At 54.2% G+C, this 19,777-nt stretch carries 14 protein-coding genes; 6 read left to right on the forward strand and 8 right to left on the reverse strand.

The window, feature by feature from the left end; genetic code table 11:
* Positions 1–389: 389 nt before the first annotated feature.
* The 3 genes from nirK to CHB92_RS15975 all read left to right on the forward strand — a co-directional run bounded on the left by nirK (position 390) and on the right by CHB92_RS15975 (position 3,492).
* Positions 390–1,868, forward strand: a complete 1,479-nt coding sequence (nirK, locus tag CHB92_RS15965; protein ID WP_089320237.1) for a copper-containing nitrite reductase — start codon at positions 390–392, stop codon at positions 1,866–1,868.
* 159 nt (positions 1,869–2,027) lie between these two features.
* Positions 2,028–2,810 (forward strand): formylglycine-generating enzyme family protein, encoded by a 783-nt coding sequence (locus CHB92_RS15970; RefSeq protein WP_179223074.1) that lies wholly within the window; start codon positions 2,028–2,030, stop codon positions 2,808–2,810.
* A gap of 34 nt (positions 2,811–2,844) precedes the next feature.
* The gene (locus tag CHB92_RS15975) at positions 2,845–3,492 is read left to right on the forward strand and encodes an SCO family protein (protein ID WP_089320238.1); all 648 of its coding nucleotides are present in this window, start codon (positions 2,845–2,847) and stop codon (positions 3,490–3,492) included.
* Between the two features lie 148 nt (positions 3,493–3,640).
* On the opposite strand, the gene CHB92_RS25530 is transcribed toward CHB92_RS15975, so the two are convergent.
* Both CHB92_RS25530 and CHB92_RS15985 read right to left on the reverse strand, forming a co-directional pair.
* Positions 3,641–5,566: a tetratricopeptide repeat protein gene (locus tag CHB92_RS25530; RefSeq protein ID WP_144266330.1), complete on the reverse strand. Its 1,926-nt coding sequence runs from the start codon at positions 5,564–5,566 to the stop codon at positions 3,641–3,643.
* Positions 5,563–6,027: a DUF1569 domain-containing protein gene (locus CHB92_RS15985; protein WP_089320239.1), complete on the reverse strand. Its 465-nt coding sequence runs from the start codon at positions 6,025–6,027 to the stop codon at positions 5,563–5,565. The genes CHB92_RS25530 and CHB92_RS15985 overlap by 4 nt, the downstream gene beginning before the upstream one ends.
* A gap of 594 nt (positions 6,028–6,621) precedes the next feature.
* Between CHB92_RS15985 and CHB92_RS15995 the strand changes: the two genes are divergently transcribed.
* On the forward strand, positions 6,622–8,076 hold the full coding sequence (locus CHB92_RS15995) for an alanine/glycine:cation symporter family protein (protein ID WP_089320241.1): 1,455 nt from the start codon (positions 6,622–6,624) through the stop codon (positions 8,074–8,076).
* A 196-nt stretch (positions 8,077–8,272) separates the two neighbouring features.
* The gene (locus tag CHB92_RS16000) at positions 8,273–8,707 is read left to right on the forward strand and encodes a hypothetical protein (RefSeq protein ID WP_179223075.1); all 435 of its coding nucleotides are present in this window, start codon (positions 8,273–8,275) and stop codon (positions 8,705–8,707) included.
* Positions 8,708–8,862: 155 nt separating this feature from the next.
* On the opposite strand, the gene CHB92_RS16005 is transcribed toward CHB92_RS16000, so the two are convergent.
* From CHB92_RS16005 to CHB92_RS16015, 3 genes are all read right to left on the reverse strand, one after another.
* On the reverse strand, positions 8,863–9,153 hold the full coding sequence (locus CHB92_RS16005) for an isoamylase early set domain-containing protein (RefSeq protein ID WP_089320242.1): 291 nt from the start codon (positions 9,151–9,153) through the stop codon (positions 8,863–8,865).
* 427 nt (positions 9,154–9,580) lie between these two features.
* Positions 9,581–13,207: an ABC transporter permease/M1 family aminopeptidase gene (locus CHB92_RS16010; RefSeq protein ID WP_089320243.1), complete on the reverse strand. Its 3,627-nt coding sequence runs from the start codon at positions 13,205–13,207 to the stop codon at positions 9,581–9,583.
* Positions 13,204–14,106: an ABC transporter ATP-binding protein gene (locus CHB92_RS16015; RefSeq protein ID WP_089320244.1), complete on the reverse strand. Its 903-nt coding sequence runs from the start codon at positions 14,104–14,106 to the stop codon at positions 13,204–13,206. The genes CHB92_RS16010 and CHB92_RS16015 overlap by 4 nt, the downstream gene beginning before the upstream one ends.
* A 637-nt stretch (positions 14,107–14,743) precedes the next feature.
* On the opposite strand from CHB92_RS16015, the gene CHB92_RS16020 reads away from it, so the two are divergent.
* Positions 14,744–15,013 (forward strand): endonuclease domain-containing protein, encoded by a 270-nt coding sequence (locus CHB92_RS16020; RefSeq protein WP_245842654.1) that lies wholly within the window; start codon positions 14,744–14,746, stop codon positions 15,011–15,013.
* A gap of 255 nt (positions 15,014–15,268) precedes the next feature.
* Here CHB92_RS16020 and hrpB read toward each other — a convergent pair whose 3' ends face one another.
* The 3 genes from hrpB to CHB92_RS16035 are packed head-to-tail and all read right to left on the reverse strand — an operon-like array spanning position 15,269 to position 19,617.
* Entirely contained in the window at positions 15,269–17,722 is a 2,454-nt protein-coding gene (gene hrpB, locus CHB92_RS16025; RefSeq protein WP_089320245.1) for an ATP-dependent helicase HrpB, read from the reverse strand.
* Between the two features lie 45 nt (positions 17,723–17,767).
* Complete coding sequence (locus CHB92_RS16030; protein ID WP_106219139.1) at positions 17,768–18,397, reverse strand: hypothetical protein; 630 nt, start codon at positions 18,395–18,397, stop codon at positions 17,768–17,770.
* Positions 18,398–18,399: 2 nt separating this feature from the next.
* Entirely contained in the window at positions 18,400–19,617 is a 1,218-nt protein-coding gene (locus CHB92_RS16035; protein WP_089320247.1) for an AAA family ATPase, read from the reverse strand.
* Between the last annotated feature and the right edge of the window lie 160 nt (positions 19,618–19,777).

The following is a 19,777-nucleotide window of genomic DNA, read 5'->3' on the forward strand; positions in this document are numbered from 1 at the left end:
TATGATTTATGCGGACACGTTGTTACAACTACGTACTCCCTAGCAGCTAAGCACCTGCACCCCATCGGCTACTACGCTAAAACAAACAAAAGGTAACGCTTCAGTGCCTGCTTATCATAGCCATAGCCCTCAGGGAGCAGGCATATGGCCTGTGCCCTACCGGCGCTACCCAACTGCCCTCAATATAAAAAGTACAGGTTTCTACCCGCCTGCCACTGGCCATGCCTTTGCAAAACCCGGCTGCTCCCCGGTATTATTTTCCGGCAAAAGTACTAACCAACTAATACAGGACGGATGACTTAAGTCAGCACGTCCGGTGACCTGGGTCATCCTAATAAAAGAGAAAGAGCTCTTCCTTTACAACATGAAACGACAACAAATCTAACATTATGAAAAGCTCACACCTATCTAAAGCAGCGCAACTGATGGGATTGGCCATTTACGGTATAGGCATCCTGTTCTCTTCCTGCAGCACCCAGGCAACCCAAGCAGAAAATACCGATGTCTCCGTCAGAACCGTGTCCGCAGAACTCCCGGTCATTGAAGCGGAGCTGACCACCCCACCCATGGTCCCCGCCCCTATTACGCGGAAGCACCCGGCGAAGGTCGTTGTGCGCCTGGAAGTAACAGAGGAGGTGAAACGGCTGGCTGATGGGGTAGACTATACTTTCTGGACCTTTGGCGGTTCCGTGCCGGGTAAGTTTATCCGCATCCGCCAGAACGATGAGGTAGAGTTTCACCTGCTAAACCACCCGGACAGCAAGAACCCACACAACATCGACTTACACGCCGTAACCGGCCCGGGCGGTGGGGCAAGCTCTACTTTTACAGCACCTGGCCACGAGACAGTATTCAACTTCAAGGCCCTGAACCCTGGCTTGTACGTGTACCACTGCGCCACAGCACCGGTAGGCATGCACATTGCCAACGGCATGTACGGCCTTATCCTGGTAGAGCCAGAAGAAGGCCTTCCTGCCGTAGACAAAGAGTACTACGTGATGCAGGGGGATTTCTACACCAAAGGCAAGTTCGGGGAAGCCGGCCTGCAACCCTTCGACATGGAAAAAGCGCTGGACGAAAAACCTACCTATGTGGTCTTTAACGGTGCCGTGGGCTCCCTGACCGGCGACAATGCCATCACCGCGAAGAAAGGGGAAACCGTGCGACTGTATGTAGGCAATGGCGGCCCCAGCCTCATCTCTTCCTTCCACGTGATCGGCGAGATCTTCGATAAAGTGTATCCCGAAGGGGGTTCTAATGTGAACACCAACGTGCAAACCACCCTGGTGCCTGCCGGCGGTGCGGCCATTACTGAGTTTAAAGTAGAAGTGCCGGGCAACTACGTGCTGGTAGACCACTCTATCTTCAGAACCTTTAACAAAGGGGCACTGGGCATGCTGAAAGTAGAAGGCTCCGAAGAACTGGCGATCTACTCTGGCCAGATCTCCGATAAGGTACTGAAGCCTGAAGGCTCTACGATACAGGAAATGCCGATGGCTGAGGCTCCGAAAGCACAGGTGGCCAACAACAAAGACATGCGGATTGCCCTTGGTAAAACGGTTTACGTGCAGAACTGCCAGGCCTGCCACCAGGCAGAGGGACAAGGCATACAGGGCGCTTTCCCGCCGCTGGCCAAGTCTGACTTCCTGAACGACAACGTGGACCGGGCCATTGGGGTGGTGGCCCACGGGCTGGAAGGCCAGATCAAAGTGAACGGCGAGGTGTACAACAGCACCATGCCAAAGCTGAAACTGTCTGACGAACAAATCGCCAACGTGATGACCTTTGTCCTGAACAACTGGGGCAACAAAGGCGGCGAGGTGACCCTGAAGCAGGTAAGCAAAGCAAGAGCTAGCAACCCTCACTAATCACGTAAGCTGCGACTGATTTCGCAGGCTATCCCCTCCTGAGAAGGCGGCAAAAGAAGGAAAGGCCAGTTCCACGAGGGGCTGGGGAGGGTTTACAAATGCAGGGGCTAGTTCAGAGTTGCCCCTCCTTCACACAAATAGCATACAAAAAGAACTGCCATGAAGCGCTGGTTTCTTATCCTAATCCTTACATTCCTAGCTACTGGCCAGGCTATCGCACAAAAGACCATTCCCCAGCACATGGTCCCTATCAAGGGAGGCACCTTTGTGCCACTTTACGGCGACGAGGCTGCCCCGGTAGAGGTGAAAGGCTTTCTGCTGGACAAGTACCCAGTCACCAATGCGGAGTACGCCCGGTTTTTAGCGGACAACCCAAAGTGGGAAAAGGACGCGGTAAAACCCCTCTTTGCCGACAAAAACTACCTCCGGCACTGGGACACGGGACAAGGCACGGCGGCGACCGGCAAGGCCATGTACAGCCCGGTAACAAACGTATCGTGGTTTGCGGCAAAAGCCTACTGCGAGTGCCAGGGCAAGCGGCTGCCAACGGTTAGTGAGTGGGAATTCGCCGCCCTGGCAAGCGAAGACAAGCCCAACGCCGCGCAGGACGAGAAGTTTTACCAGCGGAGCCTGGACTGGTACAGCAAACCGAACCCCGACATACTGCCACCGGTACAGAACAGCTTCCGCAATTACTATGGCCTGTATGGTATGATCGGGCTGGTGTGGGAATGGACGCAGGACTTTAACTCGGCGCTGTTAGTGGGAGACTCCAGGTCCGATGCCAGCCAGGACAGGCAGCTTTTCTGCGGTGCCGGTGTGAACGGGGCAAAATACGTCGGAAACTATGTGGCTTTTATGCGCTACGCCTTCCGCTCCAGTTTAAAGGCAAACTATACGGTGGCGAACCTCGGTTTCCGATGCGCGCAAAGCATAAAATAAGCCACGGGTTAATTAAACATCAAACGCAATACTTATGAAACGCTATACCTATCTGTTACTGCTCCCCCTTCTGTTCGGCCTTCCTGCTTGTCAGGAGGAAGAACTTGGCTGCTGCTCCAAGCCGGCAGCGGAGCATGCGAGCGCATCGGCTACGCACGCTACGGCCACCCCTACGGCTGCCCTCACCGATATGTCGCTCTACAACCTGGAGTCCGAATGGCAAAACCAGGAAGGCCGAAAGATGAAACTACCGGAACTGCAGGGGAAAGTACAGCTCGTTTCGATGATCTTTACCAACTGTAGCTATGCCTGCCCCCGGATTATTGCGGACCTGAAGCGAATTGAAACCGAGTTACAGCAACTCGACCGGGATGACGTGGGCATTGTGCTGGTTACAATGGATCCGGAGCGGGACACCCCTGCAAGGCTAAAAGAATTTGCCACAGACAACAAGCTTGATCCCAGCAGGTGGACACTCCTGACCGGCGAAGCAGAGGCTATCCGCGAGCTCTCTGCTCTCCTGAACATGAAATATAAACAGGAGCTGGACGGCAACATCTCCCATGCCAACATGATCTCTGTCCTAAACGAGCAGGGCGAACTGGTGCACCAGCAGGAAGGGCTGGGGGTATCGCCCGAAGCAACGGTTCAGGCCGTACAGGGGCTTGTTCAAGCCTTGTAAAGAAACAGACAAACCCGTTGTCCTATTCTACTGTAAGCAAAAGGCTCCTATGGTTAGCACAGGAGCCTTTTGCTTTTGAACAGGCGCTAAAACAGTGCTACTGCTCGTGGGGCTGCCATACCTCCCTCACTAGATATGTGCATAGGTCCTATGGCAACTGGAGCGTAAACTCTGTAAACTCGCCTTCTACTGAATCCACGCTTAAGGTACCGCCGTGCCCTTTCGTAATGATGTCATAGCTAAGTGAGAGGCCAAGGCCCGTTCCCTGCCCGGAAGGCTTGGTGGTAAAAAAGGGTTGGAAGATCTTGCCTCTGACGGCTTTCGGGATGCCAGCTCCATTGTCGCGTATTTTGATTTCTGTTTTGCCTCCGCGCTGCCGGGTGCTGACGCACACTTCGGGCTGATAGCCCTGGCCCTCCTGCTTTAGCTTTTGCTGTGTGGCGTAAAAGGCATTGTTGTAGAGGTTCAGCAGCACCCGCCCAATTTCCTGCGGCACCACCTCTACCGGGGCCAGGAGCTCGTCGAACTGCGTTACCAGCTTCGCGTTAAAGCTCTTGTCTTTCGCTCTCAGGCCGTGGTAGGCCAGGCGCAGGTACTCGCCGGCCAGTGCGTTCAGGTCAATCGGTCGTTTTTCCCCACAAGATGCCCGGGAGTGCTCCAGCATGCCGTTCACAATGCTTTCGGCCCTGCTCCCATGCTCGTGTATTTTGGCAAGGTTTTCCTGCAGGCCCCGGATGATCTCCTCTTCCAAAGCATCGTCGCGCTTTCTTTTCTGCTGCTCTTCGCGCAACTCCTCTACCAACTCCTGGCAGACTTCCGAAAAGTTATTCACAAAGTTCAGCGGGTTCCGGATCTCATGGGCAATACCGGCGGTGAGCTCTCCCAGCGAGGCCATCTTTTCAGACTGGATCAGCTGCATCTGCGTTTTCTTGAGCTGGTCGTAGGCTTTCTTCAGCTCGATATTGCGGAGCCGGTGTATTTCCGCTTCTCTTTTCTGCGCTTCGATCTGGTTTGCCAGCTCCATGTTCTTCAGCTTGGTGCTGGCCGAAAAGTTAATGACCTCCTCCTTGCTCTGATGGTACTTTTCGTGGTATATCAAAGCCTGCTGATAGTCGCCCTGCTGTTTGTAGACAGCCGACAGGGCCAGGTAAATGTCATAGATCAGGTAGCGCAGGTGCGCCTCCTTTGCCGTGCGCAAGGCCTCCTCCAGCAAGTCCACCGCCTCCCCGTAGTTTTTATAGTGCAAGTGCACTTTTGAGAGGCTGGTACACAAACGGCAGAAATTGGCCGGGAAAGCCTTGTTGCATTGCTTCGCCTTTTGCAGGGCGTCCGACAGGTACTGCTCCGCTTTGGAGAGTTTGTCCTGCTCCAGGTAAAAATCACCCAGGTAATTCATGGCAACAAGCCAGCCGTGGGTCTCTCCTAACTCTTCCCGCATCGCCAGGCTCTCCAGCAGGTCGCCCTCTGCTTCCCCATACTGCCGCCGCTTCTGTTTAACAAGTGCCAAGCCCACCAGCACGGCGGCGATACCGGCCTGGTCGTGGAGCTCCCGCCGGAGGGAGATGCTTTTCTCATAGTGCTTTTCCGCTTCCTCCAGATTGCCAAACTGCATGTTGATGTAGCCCAACTGCATCAGGCAGGCGGCCTCCCCCTCCTTATCCCCAAGCGAACGCCGCACCGTAATGCTTTCCTGGCAGGACTCCAGCGCCTGGTTGTAATCCCCGACACCGCGGTACACCAGGCCGAGGTTGTACAAGGCATGTGCCCGGCCCTCTGCATCCTGTAAGGTCTCGAAGATCTGGGCCGCTTTAAAGAGCACCTGAAAAGCCGTGCTGTAATTGGCCAGTACCATCTCTACAAAGCCCTGGTTCAGCAGCCCGGAGGCCAGGCCCTTCTCATAGGAGATCGTCTCGGCCAGTTGGATGGCCTGCTTGCTTTTGAGCAAAGACAAAGCGGTATCCGTGTGCCTTAGCTCATAAGCCACACGATTTAAGAGGTCGATGCAGGTCACCGTGTCCTTGGCTGTCTGCAACTGCTCTTCCAGAAGCTTTATTCTTTCGTTGATAGCGCTCAAAGGCCAAACTGCGTAAGGTGGTAGTCAGCATGTGCGTAGGCCAAATGCCCCCAGTCGTTGCGGCTCATCTTTCCGAAAAGGGTATGCGTGGGCTGGAGGGAGGGCGCATCGATCATGTGCTCCACGGTGGCTTTATAGCGTGCCTTTTCCATCTCCAGTTCCTCCAGCGCCAGGCCCAGCTGCACGACATCTACCTCCGGAAAGGTCTGCACCTTTCCTTTCTCACGGCCGGGCGGCTTGATGTTACTTAAAAACATCCACTTGAAAAGCGTGCGGGTCAGGAAACTGCTTCTGTCGGGCAGCGGTTTCTCGGCAAAGGCCAAACGGTTAGCCTCCGAGAGATGGCGGATCATTTGTGTGGCGGTCAGCTTGCCCCACTTCCCTTTCGTATCGGCCGTGAGCCTGTCTACCCGGTCGAAAAGCAAAGGTTTTACATTGGGTTCAAATATGCTGTGTTTCATCTGACATAGCGTTTGCAGTTGGTTGGTGAGCAGGGTCCTCTTTCATGGGATGAGTCGTGCTAATCTTCAAATGGTTATAAAGGCATTATACGTAGTAGCGCCACATAAGTACCAGCGGTGCCGCCCTTTACTGCTGACAACTAGTGCTTCACAGACACAGACAGCTTGTACACCTTTGTTTGTTGTATACTTTAAAAGGTAAATAAAATACTATGTTCATACAATACCACAAGAATAATTTATGTTAGCAGCTGCCACGAAGGGGCCAGGTCACTGTTTCAACATGGTAAGTGCTGTTCCTGCGCAAACCTTTACTCATAAAGCCAGGTGCCCTTCCTTCACCGAGCGCTGCCAAAGGGACTGCTGAGAAAAGAACCTGTCCCATAAGCCTCTCCAGCCCGCGCGCCTCCATCCCCAAAACCTGCCCTGGTACCCCGCCCGTCCGAAAGCCTGACGCAGTTATCATTTACCTACTGTTACAGCCCTCCTGCTGTTACTTTGCTAAAAAATCGCTTACTTTAAGCAGGAAAAGACAAGGCTGCCGCGAATGGCCCCCTGTAAAAGCATATTTAGATTTTATTATCCCACCAAAACATGGACAACATCATCAGCTCGGTAAACGACCTCGTTTGGAGCAATGCCCTTATCATCCTATGCCTGGGGGCAGGTATTTACTTTTCAGTAGTCACCCGTTTCCTGCAGGTACGTTACCTCCGCGAAATGCTTCGCCTCCTCTTCAAGGGCGAATCCTCCGAAAAAGGGGTAAGCTCCTTTCAGGCTTTCTCCATTGCCATCGCCGGCCGTGTTGGCACCGGTAACATTGCCGGGGTGGCCACGGCCATTGCCATGGGCGGACCGGGAGCCGTGTTCTGGATGTGGGTGATTGCCTTCCTAGGCAGCGCCTCTGCTTTTATTGAGGCAACGCTGGGCCAGATCTACAAGCAGGTAAAACAGGGCGAGTACCGGGGCGGCCCTGCCTACTACATCGAGAAAGGCCTGGGCGTGAAATGGTATGCCGTCGTTTTCGCGGTGGCTACGATCATGAGCATGGCCCTGTTCTTACCGGGGGTGCAGAGTAACAGCATCGCCCTGAGCGTGCATACGGCGTTTGACATACCGGTAGCAGTAACGGGGGCTATCGTCACGGCCCTGCTGGCCCTGATCATTTTTGGCGGGGTAAAGCGCATAGGCAAGGTAGCAGAAGTAGCCGTTCCCTTTATGGCAGGCGCTTATATCCTGATGACGGTCATCATTATAGGCATGAACATAACGGAGGTACCGGAGGTGATCAGCCTGATTGTATGCTCTGCCTTTGACATAGAGCCGGCCTTTGCCGGTGTGTTTGGCATGGCGATCTCCTGGGGCGTGAAGCGCGGCATTTATTCGAACGAGGCCGGTCAGGGTACTGCCCCACACGCGGCAGCGGCAGCAGAAGTGTCTCACCCGGCCAAGCAGGGACTGGTACAGGCCTTTTCGGTATACGTAGACACCCTGTTTGTTTGTACCGCCACTGCCTTCATGATCCTGTTTACCGGACAGTACAATGTCGTGAACCCCGAGGGCGGCTTTATTGTGGAGAACCTGCCGGGGGTAGCCTTTGGCCCGGAGTTTACGCAGCAGGCCGTCAATACCTACTTCCCATCCCTGGGTAGTGGGTTTGTAGCCATCTCCCTGTTACTTTTCGCCTTCACCACCATCATGGCCTACTACTATATCGCCGAGACGAACCTGAGTTACCTGAACGGCAAGGGCAATAAGTGGCTGCTCTGGGCGCTGCGGACGCTTATCCTGGCCGCCACCTTCTACGGCTCTGTTAAAACGGCCGAGTCCGCCTGGGTGATGGGCGACATCGGCGTGGGCATCATGGCCTGGCTGAACGTGGTCGCGATTCTGCTGCTCCGCAAACCGGCCCTCCGTGCCCTCAAGGATTACCATGCGCAACGCCAAGCCGGACTTGACCCTGTGTTCAGTGCTAAGAAACTGGGGATCGAGAATGCCGATGAGTGGGACAAGGCCGAAGAACCCGACAAAGAATTGCAGGCCGTTTAAGCTGGTCTGTCAGTTTTTTCAGGTAAAGCAGGGCTTCCGGGCCCTGCTTTATTTTTTTGTGCGGTGGCGAAGCATTGAGCTGAAATGTTAGCAGAGGAGGTTCTCTCCCTATAAAGAGGAAAGAAGCAAGCTAAGGGGCGCTGTTGATTTGGTTGAATAATGTCTATATTTACATCCGACATCAAAACACAACAACATGTATACAGGAATACAGCATTTACACTCCTACATGACGTATCTGGTACTGCTGGGGCTGGTTATCAGCCTGGTCGTAGCACTGGGCGGCTTGTTTGGGAGCAAGGTCTTCACAGACAAGCATAGAAAACTGAGCCTGCTCGGCTTGATCCCGGCGCACCTGCAATGGGTGATTGGCGTGATCCTATACTTTGTATCGCCGCTCGGCTTCTCAAATTTCTCTGGCACTGCCATGGGGGATGCTGTCTCCCGGCTTTACATCCTGGAGCACCCACTTACCATGATCATCGCGGTGGTGCTGATCACCGTTGGGTATGCCCGTGCCAAGCGCCAGCTCGGGGAGCAGAGAGGCTTTAAGAGCATTGCTATCTTTTACACCCTGGCCCTGATCCTCATCCTGATCCGCATTCCTTGGAATGCCTGGCCGAACAGCTAAGCAGACGCAGTAGCGGGCAACGCACCTCGCAATAGCCTCTGCCAACCTGCGGGTTCAGATTACTTTATAGCGCAGCCTCTTACACGAAAAGTAAGAGGCTGTTTTTTTTTGATGGCATTGGCCTGCTCCCTTGGGGCAAGCAACACAAGCCGTTTTTAAACAGCCAGTATACTGTTCGTGCCACCAAACTCGTTGGGCGCCTCGCCGTCGGCTTCCGGGTCGTTGCGCCACTCCGACCCGTTTACCAGGTACTTGAACTCGTGATGGGTGTTCTTGGGGAGCGACTGCACAATTTCGAAGGTGTCGCCCTTCTTTTTATTCATTTCGATGGGGTTGTCCCAATCATCGTTAAGGCCTACTACCTCGACCTTGTCAGCGTTCTCGATGCTAACGGTAAACTTAACCTTGCACTGGTCTTTCGTTTTCAAGTAGGTTTTCTGAATCATCGTTCTAGGGTTATATCTTATCGTTTAAGTGTCGTAAAGCGGTGGAAGTAGCGCGAACGGGCAGGACGGCTTTTCAGCCTACAGCCACGTGTGCTGCTGCCTGTTGCACAGAAATATAGCCAGAGCACTGGCCAATACCTCTACTCCTTTGCCAGCCTTTTAGTTAGCTCTTTTTCAAGGCAGCCTATACGATAAAAAGCAGAAAAATGTTTTTTGCCCCTCCCCTCAAAGGTCCAACTGTTGCTCAGGCAGGTGTTTGCCTTACCCGGCCAGCTCATTTAAGCTTAAACGAACCCACGAATTAAATTGCCAAAGCCAGGTACAGCACCTTCAAGGAGGTCCTAGCCAAACCGGCTATAAGATGATAGAGAACCACATCCCCAAACCGAAGTACTCCTAGCCAGGTTAAACTGACTTAGCCCTTTTATCACCAGGGCTTCCTGGGCTTCTCAGCGCCCACGCCGGCCGCTACCTCTACCACGTTGTCATCCCGTGTCCACTCGATCAATTTATGATAGGGGTCTATGCCAGCACGGGCTGGTAACACAGGCACGGTAACGGTGACGGCCTGGCTTCCGCTCCGAATACGGTGTTTCTGCAGGTACAGCGCTTTTCCCCGCTCCTCCCCCTCGCCGGCAGCGGCAAAAGCCCCGATCTCTACGAGGTCGTCCATGGGGGCCTGACGGGCACGGCCGATACTGTCTGCTTTCATTTTGTTTGCCTCTACCTGTAGCGTTACCCGGTACCCGCCCGTGCGAAGGGGCACCGCCTGCACCTGTTTTGTGCGCATGTCCCACAGGGTGATCTCCTCGAAAAGGTCGGTGAGCAGGTACTGCAGGGAGTCCGGGGTGACCGCCTGCAGTTCCTGCAAAAGGTCGCGGCTTGTAGGATAGGGAGCCCCGCCATAGCGGTGCTTCTCCAGAAAATGGCGCAGGGCCCTGTTCACCGCTTCCTCCCCGAGATAGTCGCGCAGGGCGTACATCACCACAGCCCCCTTGTCGTAGTGGATGTAGTCCTGGTCCTCTGATAACAGCAGGGGCACTTCCAGATGCCCCCGGTTCTGGCGGCCTACCAGGTAGCGGTGCCGGAACTGCCCGAGGAACTGCCGGACCTTTGCAGGGCCATAGGCCTTTTCCATCACCATCAGGGCACTGTAGTGTGCCAGGGTCTCGTGCAGCACCCGCCGGCCCTGCACATCGGCCGCCACGAACTGCCCTCCCCACCATTGGTGCGCCACCTCGTGCGCCGTCACCACAAAGGGATAATCGATCCCATCCTCTACCCGGGCCAGGAAGCCCAGCCCCTCGGAATAGGCCACAGTACCCGGAAAGGCACGGGCATAGCTCCCCTGGTGGCGCGGGAACTCCACGATCCTGAGCTGCGGATAAAGGTAGGGGCCGAAATGCTTTGTGTAGTAATCGAGGGAGGCCTTGACGCCGCGCACCATGCTGTTTAGGTTAAAGGCATGCTCCGGATGGTGGAGCACCTGCACTTGCACGCCTTGCCACTGGTCTTCCAGCACCTGGTACCGGGCCGAAAGGAACACAGCGATGTTCTTGACCGGCCCATCCGTTGCGTAGTGGAAGTAGCGCCGGCCGTTCTCCTGCCATGTCCGCTTCAGGGAGCCGGGCGCTACCGCTACCTGGTCTGGGGACGTGCCGATTATGGTCTCGTAGTTAACCCATTCCCCATAACCGGGCCTGCGCGCCCGTGCTTTTGCATCGTACACCGAAGCCGTCTTGGCGCGGGCGGCGAGGCCCTGCTCCCGGCGCAGGGCCTCGCTTTTGAGCTCTCTGTCCGGCTGATAGCCCACTACCGGCAGCCGCCTTTGGTCTAAGAGGGTGCCGTTGCCTACCAGGGCCTCGGATACCCCGCTATTCGAAAAGCCCTGCTCATCATAGAGCAGGTCGAAGAAAAGAAACACTGAATCGCCGGGGGCAAGCGCCTTTTTAAGCTGGAAAATATAGTAGCCGTGCTCCTTGTCGGCGAGTACTTGCCCGGCCTCCTGCCCCAGGCCCGCCTCCTGCACGTGGATGTCAGGGTCTATCATCAGGTGGATGGAGTCGATGGCCGCAGGCGTGCTGTTGCGGAGCAGGTAGGTGCCGCGCACCGAAATGGCCGGCCTTTCGGGGTAAATCTCTACTTGGTAACTGGAGCCGGCAATGTGCGGCTGGGGCAGGTCCTCATACCGTTTGTAAAGCCGCTCGTACGCGGCGAGCCGGGCGACCCGCGCATCAAAGGGCTGGTACTCGTGCAATACGTTGGTGTTGTAGAAAACGAAGCCGCCGGTGGCGAGCAGGAGCAACATGGCGACACCCGTGAGCATGGCGGTACGCCGCGTAAAGCCCGCCCCTGCCTCCCGGAGCCTGTGCAGCAGGCCCGCTTCCCGGCCACGCCGCCAGAAGAGGTTGGCCACCACCAGCAGGAGCAGCGCCCAGGCGCCCCAGTATAGCTTGAACCACAGGTAAGGGGCCAGAAAGGGGGTAAAGCCACTCATGTCGGAATAGGTCCAGGCGGGGGCGGAGGGATAAAGCAGCATGTGGTGCTCGATTTCCAGCAGGCGCCTGCCAAAGCTGAAAAAGACATAGTACAGCACGAACACCAGGTGCCCCACGTATTTCTGGTTCACCAGCACGTGCACGAGCATGGCCAGGGCCGCCCACAGGAGGTAGTCGGCCAGCTGTATGCCGAAGAGGATCTGCACGTACAGGCCCGGCTCGAAGTTGTAATAGCCCTTCAGCGCCTGCAGCAGCATGCCGCCTCCCATCAATACGCCCTGCAGCGCGACAAGGGCCAGCACGAGGGCCAGGAACTTCCCGAAAAACGAGACCCAGTTCGGCAGGGGCAGCGCATCCGTTATCTCGCTCATGCCTGCCTCCCGCTCCATCCAGACCAGCTCCCCGGCAAAGACCACGAGCAGGAAATAAACCAGCGGGGGCAGCTGGCCCAGCACCTCTTTAGCCACCACGTATGTGACAGGCCAGGTGGGGGTATCAAATACCACCCAGGCATCCCAGCCGTTGAGGAAGAGAAAGAGGAGGCTTGCCGTAGCGAGGAACAGCAGGTAGCGGTTCGCGAAAATCTCCCGGAACGAGCGTCCGGCAACGGCGAATACCTGGCGCAGCCTCGCCTCTCCCGTAAAGGCCTGTGCCACCTGGGGCACTGCCAGCGGGGCTACCCGTTCTGGGGCCAGCTCCGGCTGCGGTTCCGGCTTGTGCCTGCCCCGGCTTTGCGCGGCTTCATGCCCAAAACGGAAACGGCGGTAGAGCAAGACCAGCACGCCCAAAGCCCCGGTTATCCAGAGCAGGCGGTTCCACAGGAGCACCTCCCCCAGCGGCACAAGCTGTGTGTTGCGTTCTACCGGCGTCCAGTAGGCAATCGTTTCGCGCACCGCCAGGAAGCCAAAGGGCTCCAGGAGCGCCGCCACCTCCCGGAGGGCCGTCTGCTCTACAAGCGTCTCCGCCGTGATCAGGCTCCCCATAAAAAGAACCAGGCCGCCAATGTAGCTCGCCAGCGCACGACGGCTCAGCACGGCTGTGGCAGACAAAATCGCGGCCGTCACGAACATGTTGGGCAGCAGGATGACAACGTAAGGCTGCAGGAAGGCACCTAGCCGAAATGGGCCGAGCAGCTCCGGCTCCAGCTCCTGTAGCTGCAGGCCCAGCAAGAGCCCGACCGGCATGAGCAGCAACAGCAGGGCATTTACCACAAAGGCGCCGAGTAGGCGGCCGCCCAGGTAGTCGGCCTTGCGGATGGGGGCGGTGAAAAAGAGCGGGTGCATCCGGGACTGAAAATCCCGGAGGGTGGCGTCGTTGAAAAAAGCTGCCGTGGCGGCCATCCCGATCATGCTGAAAAAGACCATGGCAAAGACAATCATGAAAGGGGCGTTCACCTGTATACTACCGCCGGTATTGCCGCTCCCCTTCGCCTCCTGCACCAGGATGCCATCCACCATCAGCAGGGCCACGGCCAGGAAAAGAAGGAAGTAGAGCCAGGTAGAGGCGTGGCGCAGCCGGTAGGCTATCTCAAAGCGAAAGATCTCCCAGAATCTCATGAGGCGACCTCCTTCTCCTGTTGCTGCCCCAGATGCCCCGACATCGTGCTGAAGTACACATCCTCCAGGTGCGGCTCTGCCGGCTCAAAGCCGTTTCCGGGCACCTCGGTACTGTAAATGCGCACTACTGTGCGTCCGCTGAGTAATTTGGTGGAGATCACGGCATGTTCCCGCTCCAGCCGGGGCAGCAGGTGCTTGTCCACCACCCGCCGCCATATCCGCCCTTGCAGCTCCGCAACCGCTTTTAGGGGCTCGGCCTCCTGCAGGATCCGGCCCTTGTCGATGATGGCCATGCGCGTGCAGAGCTCGCTCACGTCCTCCACAATGTGGGTGGAGAGGATCACCACGCTGTGCTCCCCCAGCTCGCTCAGCAGGTTCAGAAAGCGCACCCGCTCGGCCGGGTCCAAGCCGGCGGTCGGCTCGTCCACAATCATCAGCTGTGGACTACCCAGGAGGGCCACGGCCACGCCGAAGCGCTGCCGCATGCCGCCCGAGAAGCCGCCGAGCTTTTGCCGGCGCACCTCCCAGAGGTTGGTTTGCCGGAGTAGGCCCTCCACCACCTCGCGACGCGCCTGTCGCCCCGTGATCCCCTTGAGCACCGCGAAGTGATCCAGCAGGTCCTCTGCCCTTACTTTGGGGTACACGCCGAACTCCTGCGGCAGGTAGCCGAGCATTTTGCGCACCTCGTCCTTCTGCTGCAGCACATCGAGCTCCCCGAGGTGGATGCTCCCCTCGTCCGGCTCCTGCAGGGTGGCCAGCATGCGCATGAGGGTAGACTTGCCCGCCCCGTTCGGCCCCAGCAGCCCGTACATGCCGGCCGGGATAGTCAGGGAAGCTCCCTTTAGCGCCTGCACTCCGTTCGCATAGGTTTTGGAGATGTTTCTGATCGTTACTTTCATAGTTTTGTTTTGTACAGTATGGCAGTTGCGGCTCAGGAAGGCTTGCCTCCCCCAGCCTCTCAGGACAAGGGTAGCCAAAAAGCCGTACGCCCTCAACTAAATGTGATGAATGCCCTAAAAGATGTGATGGAAATAAGTAGCAGATACAGATATGGACGTGGCTGGAGCACTGCATCCTCGGTTCCGTTACTGGGTTTTGCCTTGCCAGATCCTGTCACACAGGTGGTCCCGTGATAGCGACAGGCAGGAACAGCCCTATCGGCCCGCACAGCTGTGCTTTCGGCAGCTTTTAGGTTGGAGCAGTACGGTGCAGGAAAGATTGAATGTGATGAACTGCGGGTGAAAGCGATGCCCAAATGCAGGATGTGATGGAAGCATGAGCTTGGAAGACTTGCCAGATGCAGGAGGACCAGCAGAAAAAGAACCTACCCCTACTCCTCCGAGGAGGGGAGTATAGGATAAGATACCCAGCAAAAGGCTCCTTTTAGGAGTCCTGATTTCTTTTTTCTCGTATAGTTTGTAACTCCTTTTATCTCATGCCTAAAAACCGGATCATTCCTTACAGAGAAGATTTGAAGGCGAAGCCAGAGAACTCAGGAAGAACAGCACACTATCTGAAATACTACTGTGGGAGGAGATAAAGGCACGGAAACTGCTGGGATACCAGTTCCACCGTCAGGTTCCCATGCTTGATTTTATCGTTGACTTTTACTGCCATGAGTTGGGCCTGGCGATTGAAGTAGATGGATGCAGCCATAACGATAATTATGACTATGATGATCAGCGGCAGCATGAGTTGCAGCAGTATGGCATTAGTTTTATCAGATTCGACGATCTGGAAGTAAAGAAGGATATGCCTTCCGTGCTACGGACGCTAGAGGGTTGGATACTCGATAAGAAGGGATAAAATTCAACAATAACCGATTTACAATGCCTCTTGCAGGCTTTGCTCACGAACGATTACACCCCTATGGTCCCCTCAAGGGGACAGTTTCCCTGCTATTGCACCACTAATCTTTCTTCGCAACTACTACAGTAGCTACAGCACCAGTTAATCTAGAACAGTAACAGCAGGACTATCCCCTTGAGGACAAGTGAGAACGCGAGTTCGAAACTAGCGAGCGTAGCTCTGAGGGGCAGAAACTCCTGAACTCTCTAACTCCTAAACTCCCCTACTCCAATCAACCTCCGGAAACACCACCTCCAGCTGCCGTTTGATCACCCTATAGTTGCCTTTCCAGAAACTCGCCAGATCCGACACCGTTGTGATTGGCTTGAGCTCCGGGGTGAGCAGGGCCAGCTCCACCGTCATCTCGCCATCATCTACTTTCGGGCTTTCCTCCCAGTCCAGCACGTCCTGCAGGCGGATCTCCAGCTTCGGCTGTGTGCCATCCGGTTTATACTCCAGCTCGATGGAAGATCCATCCGGCAGCGTCAGAAAAGCCGGCGCCAGTACCTCCAGCCTTGCGCGCTGCTCCTCATTCAGGTACTTCTTCTCAAGTATAGGCAGGAGCTCCAGCTCCATCAGCTCATCCGGGTGCTCGATGTCGTAGAGGTAGGGCTTCAGCCAGTCCCAGTTGGTCATGAGCAGGGTGCTGGTGCTGACGTCGGGCCAGAACTCGGAGGGGCGCCATTTACGGAGGCTCATCACGCGGTTCTGCCATTGCTTCACTTCCTCGTTGAAGTCCAGCAGGTGCTCGCCTTCTACTTTGATGGCTTCGGACATGGCAGGTACGCGGTGCTTCTCGTCTGGTGGCGGCAGCGGCTTGCTTTGCAGCACAATGCTGCCGATACGGGTGTCCAGTGAGGCGGTGAGTTCGCCGTCGTTCACGTCCCAGTGGTAGACTTCCTGCTGCTTCAGCAGTGGGGCCAGGTCGCGGGGGTTGAGCTGCGAGGCCAGGAAAATGCGGCCCGGGTTGTCGCCGGTACCCGCATGCAGGTGCGCGATGGCCAGCCAGGGCTCGTGCGCCAGGTCGTCTCTATGACCGGCGGAGGCATACTGCCCGCTGGCCAGCTGGAACTGCGCGTTGTTGCCGGGGCGGGAGTAAGCGATGCGCTCGGGGTAGCAGTGGGCCAGCAGCACACCGGTTTCATACTCGTCGAAGGTGCCGTTCTCAGGCTCCACCGCAAACAGCTGGCGGTACGAGCGGGCTATCTTCTCGATCTTGGCAAAGCGCTTGCCCTGCCCCTGCTCTTTTCTATACCTGCGCAGGGCTTCCACTCTTAAATTTAGGTCGATGCCGGCATTGCGGTCCAGCGGGTCGCGCTCTTCCAGCACGGCGGCAATATCGGAGGCCAGCGGCACCTGGTCTGTTTCCTCGGCTTTGAGCAGCATGTGCGCGATGCGCGGGTGGCAAGGCAGCGCGTGCATGCGCTTGCCATGCTCGGTGATGCGGCCATGCTCCAGCGCTTGCAACTGGTGCAGCATGTCAGTGGCGTAAGCCAGGGCCGCACGCGGCGGCGGGTTGAGCCAGGTAAGGCCACGGATATCGGTCACGCCCCACTGCGCCATGTCGAGCACCAGGTTCGACAGGTCGGCCTCCATGATCTCGGGGGTGCGGTGCGGGGCCATGCGCTCCTGCGTGGTTTTGCTCCACATGCGGTAGGCGGTGCCGGGCCCCAGGCGTCCGGCGCGACCGGCACGCTGGTCGGCGGCGTCTTTGGAGATGCGTACCGTTTCGAGGCGCGACAAACCCGACTTCGGATCGAAGCGGGAGGTTTTGCCGAAGCCCGTATCCACCACCACCGAAATGCCTTCTATGGTTAAGCTGGTCTCGGCGATGCTGGTGGCCAGCACCACTTTGCGCCTGCCCTGGCGGTCGGGCATGATGGCAGCATACTGTTTGCCGAAGGGCAGCATCCCGAACAGCGGGTGTATCTGCACGCCACGTAGCTGCTTGCGCAATATAATCTCTACTTTCCGGATGTCGTTTTCGCCGGGCAGGAACACGAGGATATCTCCTTCCTGCTCTTTGGCGGCTTGCTGCACTACTTTTGCCGTCATTTCGGGCAGCATGCGGTCGTCGGCGTCGCCGGTATAGATGGTGTTGATGGGATATTGTCGCCCCATGCTTTGCGCCACCGGGGCCTTGAGCAGGCTCGTGAGCTGGGGCATGTCCAGGGTGGCCGACATCACCATAATGCGCAGGTCCGGGCGAAGGGTGTGCTGCGCCTCCCGGCTCAGGGCCATGGCCACATCGGCATGGATGCTACGCTCATGAAACTCGTCGAAGATCACGATGCCGATGCCAGTTAACGAGCGGTCGCTGTGGATCATGCGGGTGAGGATGCCTTCGGTCACGACCTCGATGCGGGTAGCAGCGGAGGTGCGGTTCTCGAAACGGATGCGGTAACCGACAGTCTGGCCTACCTCCTCGCCAAGCAGTTGCGCCAGGCGCTCGGCAATGGTTTTGGCCGCCAGGCGCCGGGGCTCCAGCATCACGATCTTCTGGCCCTCGAGCCAGGCCTCGTCCAACAAAGCCAGCGGCAGCAAGGTGCTTTTACCGGCTCCGGGAGGGGCGTTTACGATCAGCGTATTCTGCGCCGCCAGGTGCTCCCAAACGGCAGGTATAATTTCCCGAACGGGGAGGTCTATGATGAATGGGTTGAAGGGCAAGGGGAATAATAAAATTTTGAAGTCAACTACTATAAGTAAAACACTTTAATCATTTGCGTAGGTGTTGGAACAATGCTTTGCTATCAAAGTTCTAAGACACTCTATAAAATCATTAAAACTGTTAGAGTAAGCTATTCCTACTTCTTCTCTAATGCTTTTAAATAATAAAGGTCCATGAACAGTTTTCTTGTACTGTGTATTCATCAATTTATCTAAAATACTAGCTCCATTTTTACCATCATAATAATCTTGAATCGCATCATCATTTATAAATTTGGATGCTCTTATTCCTTCGATGTCACATACAATCCAGTTTTCAAACATTATATCTGGAGGACAGACAAAGATTGTATCTTGTAGAGAATCCTTGGATAATTTTGTACATTCCAACAAAGCTTCAATTATACTCGCTTTCAATTTATCTGAGAAGCTCCTAAATGTTTCTTTTCTTCTTTCTAAATCAGGGAGTAGAATAACTGCTCTTATGTTGCTAGTTAATGCAAGTTTTATTGTAGGAAGTACTCCTTTTGTATAGCCTTGTATTGAAAAGTCTAATCCATTTCCAGGCCCTTTCCTTATTTCAGGACAATCATAATATTGCTTTTTGAATTTACTCTGTAATGCACCAATTTCCGTTGGTCCATCAACTATGCACATTATTCTCTTTAAACTCATTTTTAGAAGATTGGAACACCACCTAAATTACCAGCAATGTAGTGGTAACCGCACCCAAAGCCTGAATCAGCTATTACTTCTTTTATTTCTTCGATATTATCTAGTCTTCTACAATTAGTAAAGGCTTCTTTTAACTCGCATATGATAAGTTCTTCCGGATTAAGTAGGTTCAGAATAGTTTCGGAATGACTTGTTAAAATGCAAATTCCATCATTAAAAGTGTCACGTAAATAATTGATTAGTAAAGTATTAGCATAGGGGTGAAGGTAATTTTCAGGCTCTTCTATTATAGTTGTATTTTGCTTTTGTTTAACAACTCCAACTAACAAGGCCAAAATCTTTACTGTCCCATCTGATAAAGTATTTGATGGAAATTTATTTCCATAGCTGTCCTTTAAAGCAAAATACCTTTTATAGCTAATGTCAGATATCTCTGGACTAATTTGTTGATAATTTGGTAGTATTTGTTCTAAGAGTAAATTTATTTCACTTAAATACTCTGATCTTTTATTCATAAAATGTAGAGTATTCGCCAAATACCTTCCATTCCCTAGCATCTCGTTAGGCTCAGTAATATCACATGATAGTCGAGCGATATTAGGATCAATATTTATTGATTTAATTTTATTAAAATCAGATGATACGAGATGACAGACAAAGAACAATTTTGACATCAAGGGAAGAAAGCTTTCATTATTTTCCCTTTCTTCTCCTAACTCAATAGTCAAAGTTTTTTGTCCTTTTTTTATTATTTTAAAATCCCCTAGCAAATCTTTACTTAAAACCTTTGCATCAATTTCATTATCCTTCTGTATAATTCTTAAAACTTTCCTATAAGCTTTTTTAGGTCCCTTTCTACTTATTTCTACTTTCTCTTCAGTTATAAAAAGCTCTTCTCCAACTGAAAGGTTTATTGAATAAATGTACTTTAAATCATACTGATCATCTCCCAGTTTACCTTTAACTCTTCCTCGTGCCTCTAATTTAATACTTCTTTCTTCATCAGTATTCACAGCATTAAAAGTAGAGCCCACACCTCCGTACTGTGTGAATGCTTCATACAAAGTGCTTGAACTCAAAGATGATAATAATGAAAGAGCTTGGCATATATTGGTTTTACCAACTCCATTAGGTCCTACTAGGACGTTGATACCTTTGGTAAATGAAATTTCGAAATTTTTGAGTGACTTGAAGCCATCTACCTTAAAATTTTCAATCATGTTTGAGCAAAAAATTAATTCTATTATTAGACCGAAGCAATATACCAATATTGTATATCAACTTAGCACAATTGAATTGGCAGTAAGATTAGAGATAAAAATAATTTCTAGTAGAACCACCTCCGCTGGCGCGAGCTTGTAACTCGTGCAATCTCTTGTT

Origin of the sequence: Pontibacter ummariensis (assembly GCF_900188175.1) — a bacterium.
GTDB classification, from domain to species: Bacteria; Bacteroidota; Bacteroidia; order Cytophagales; family Hymenobacteraceae; genus Pontibacter; species Pontibacter ummariensis.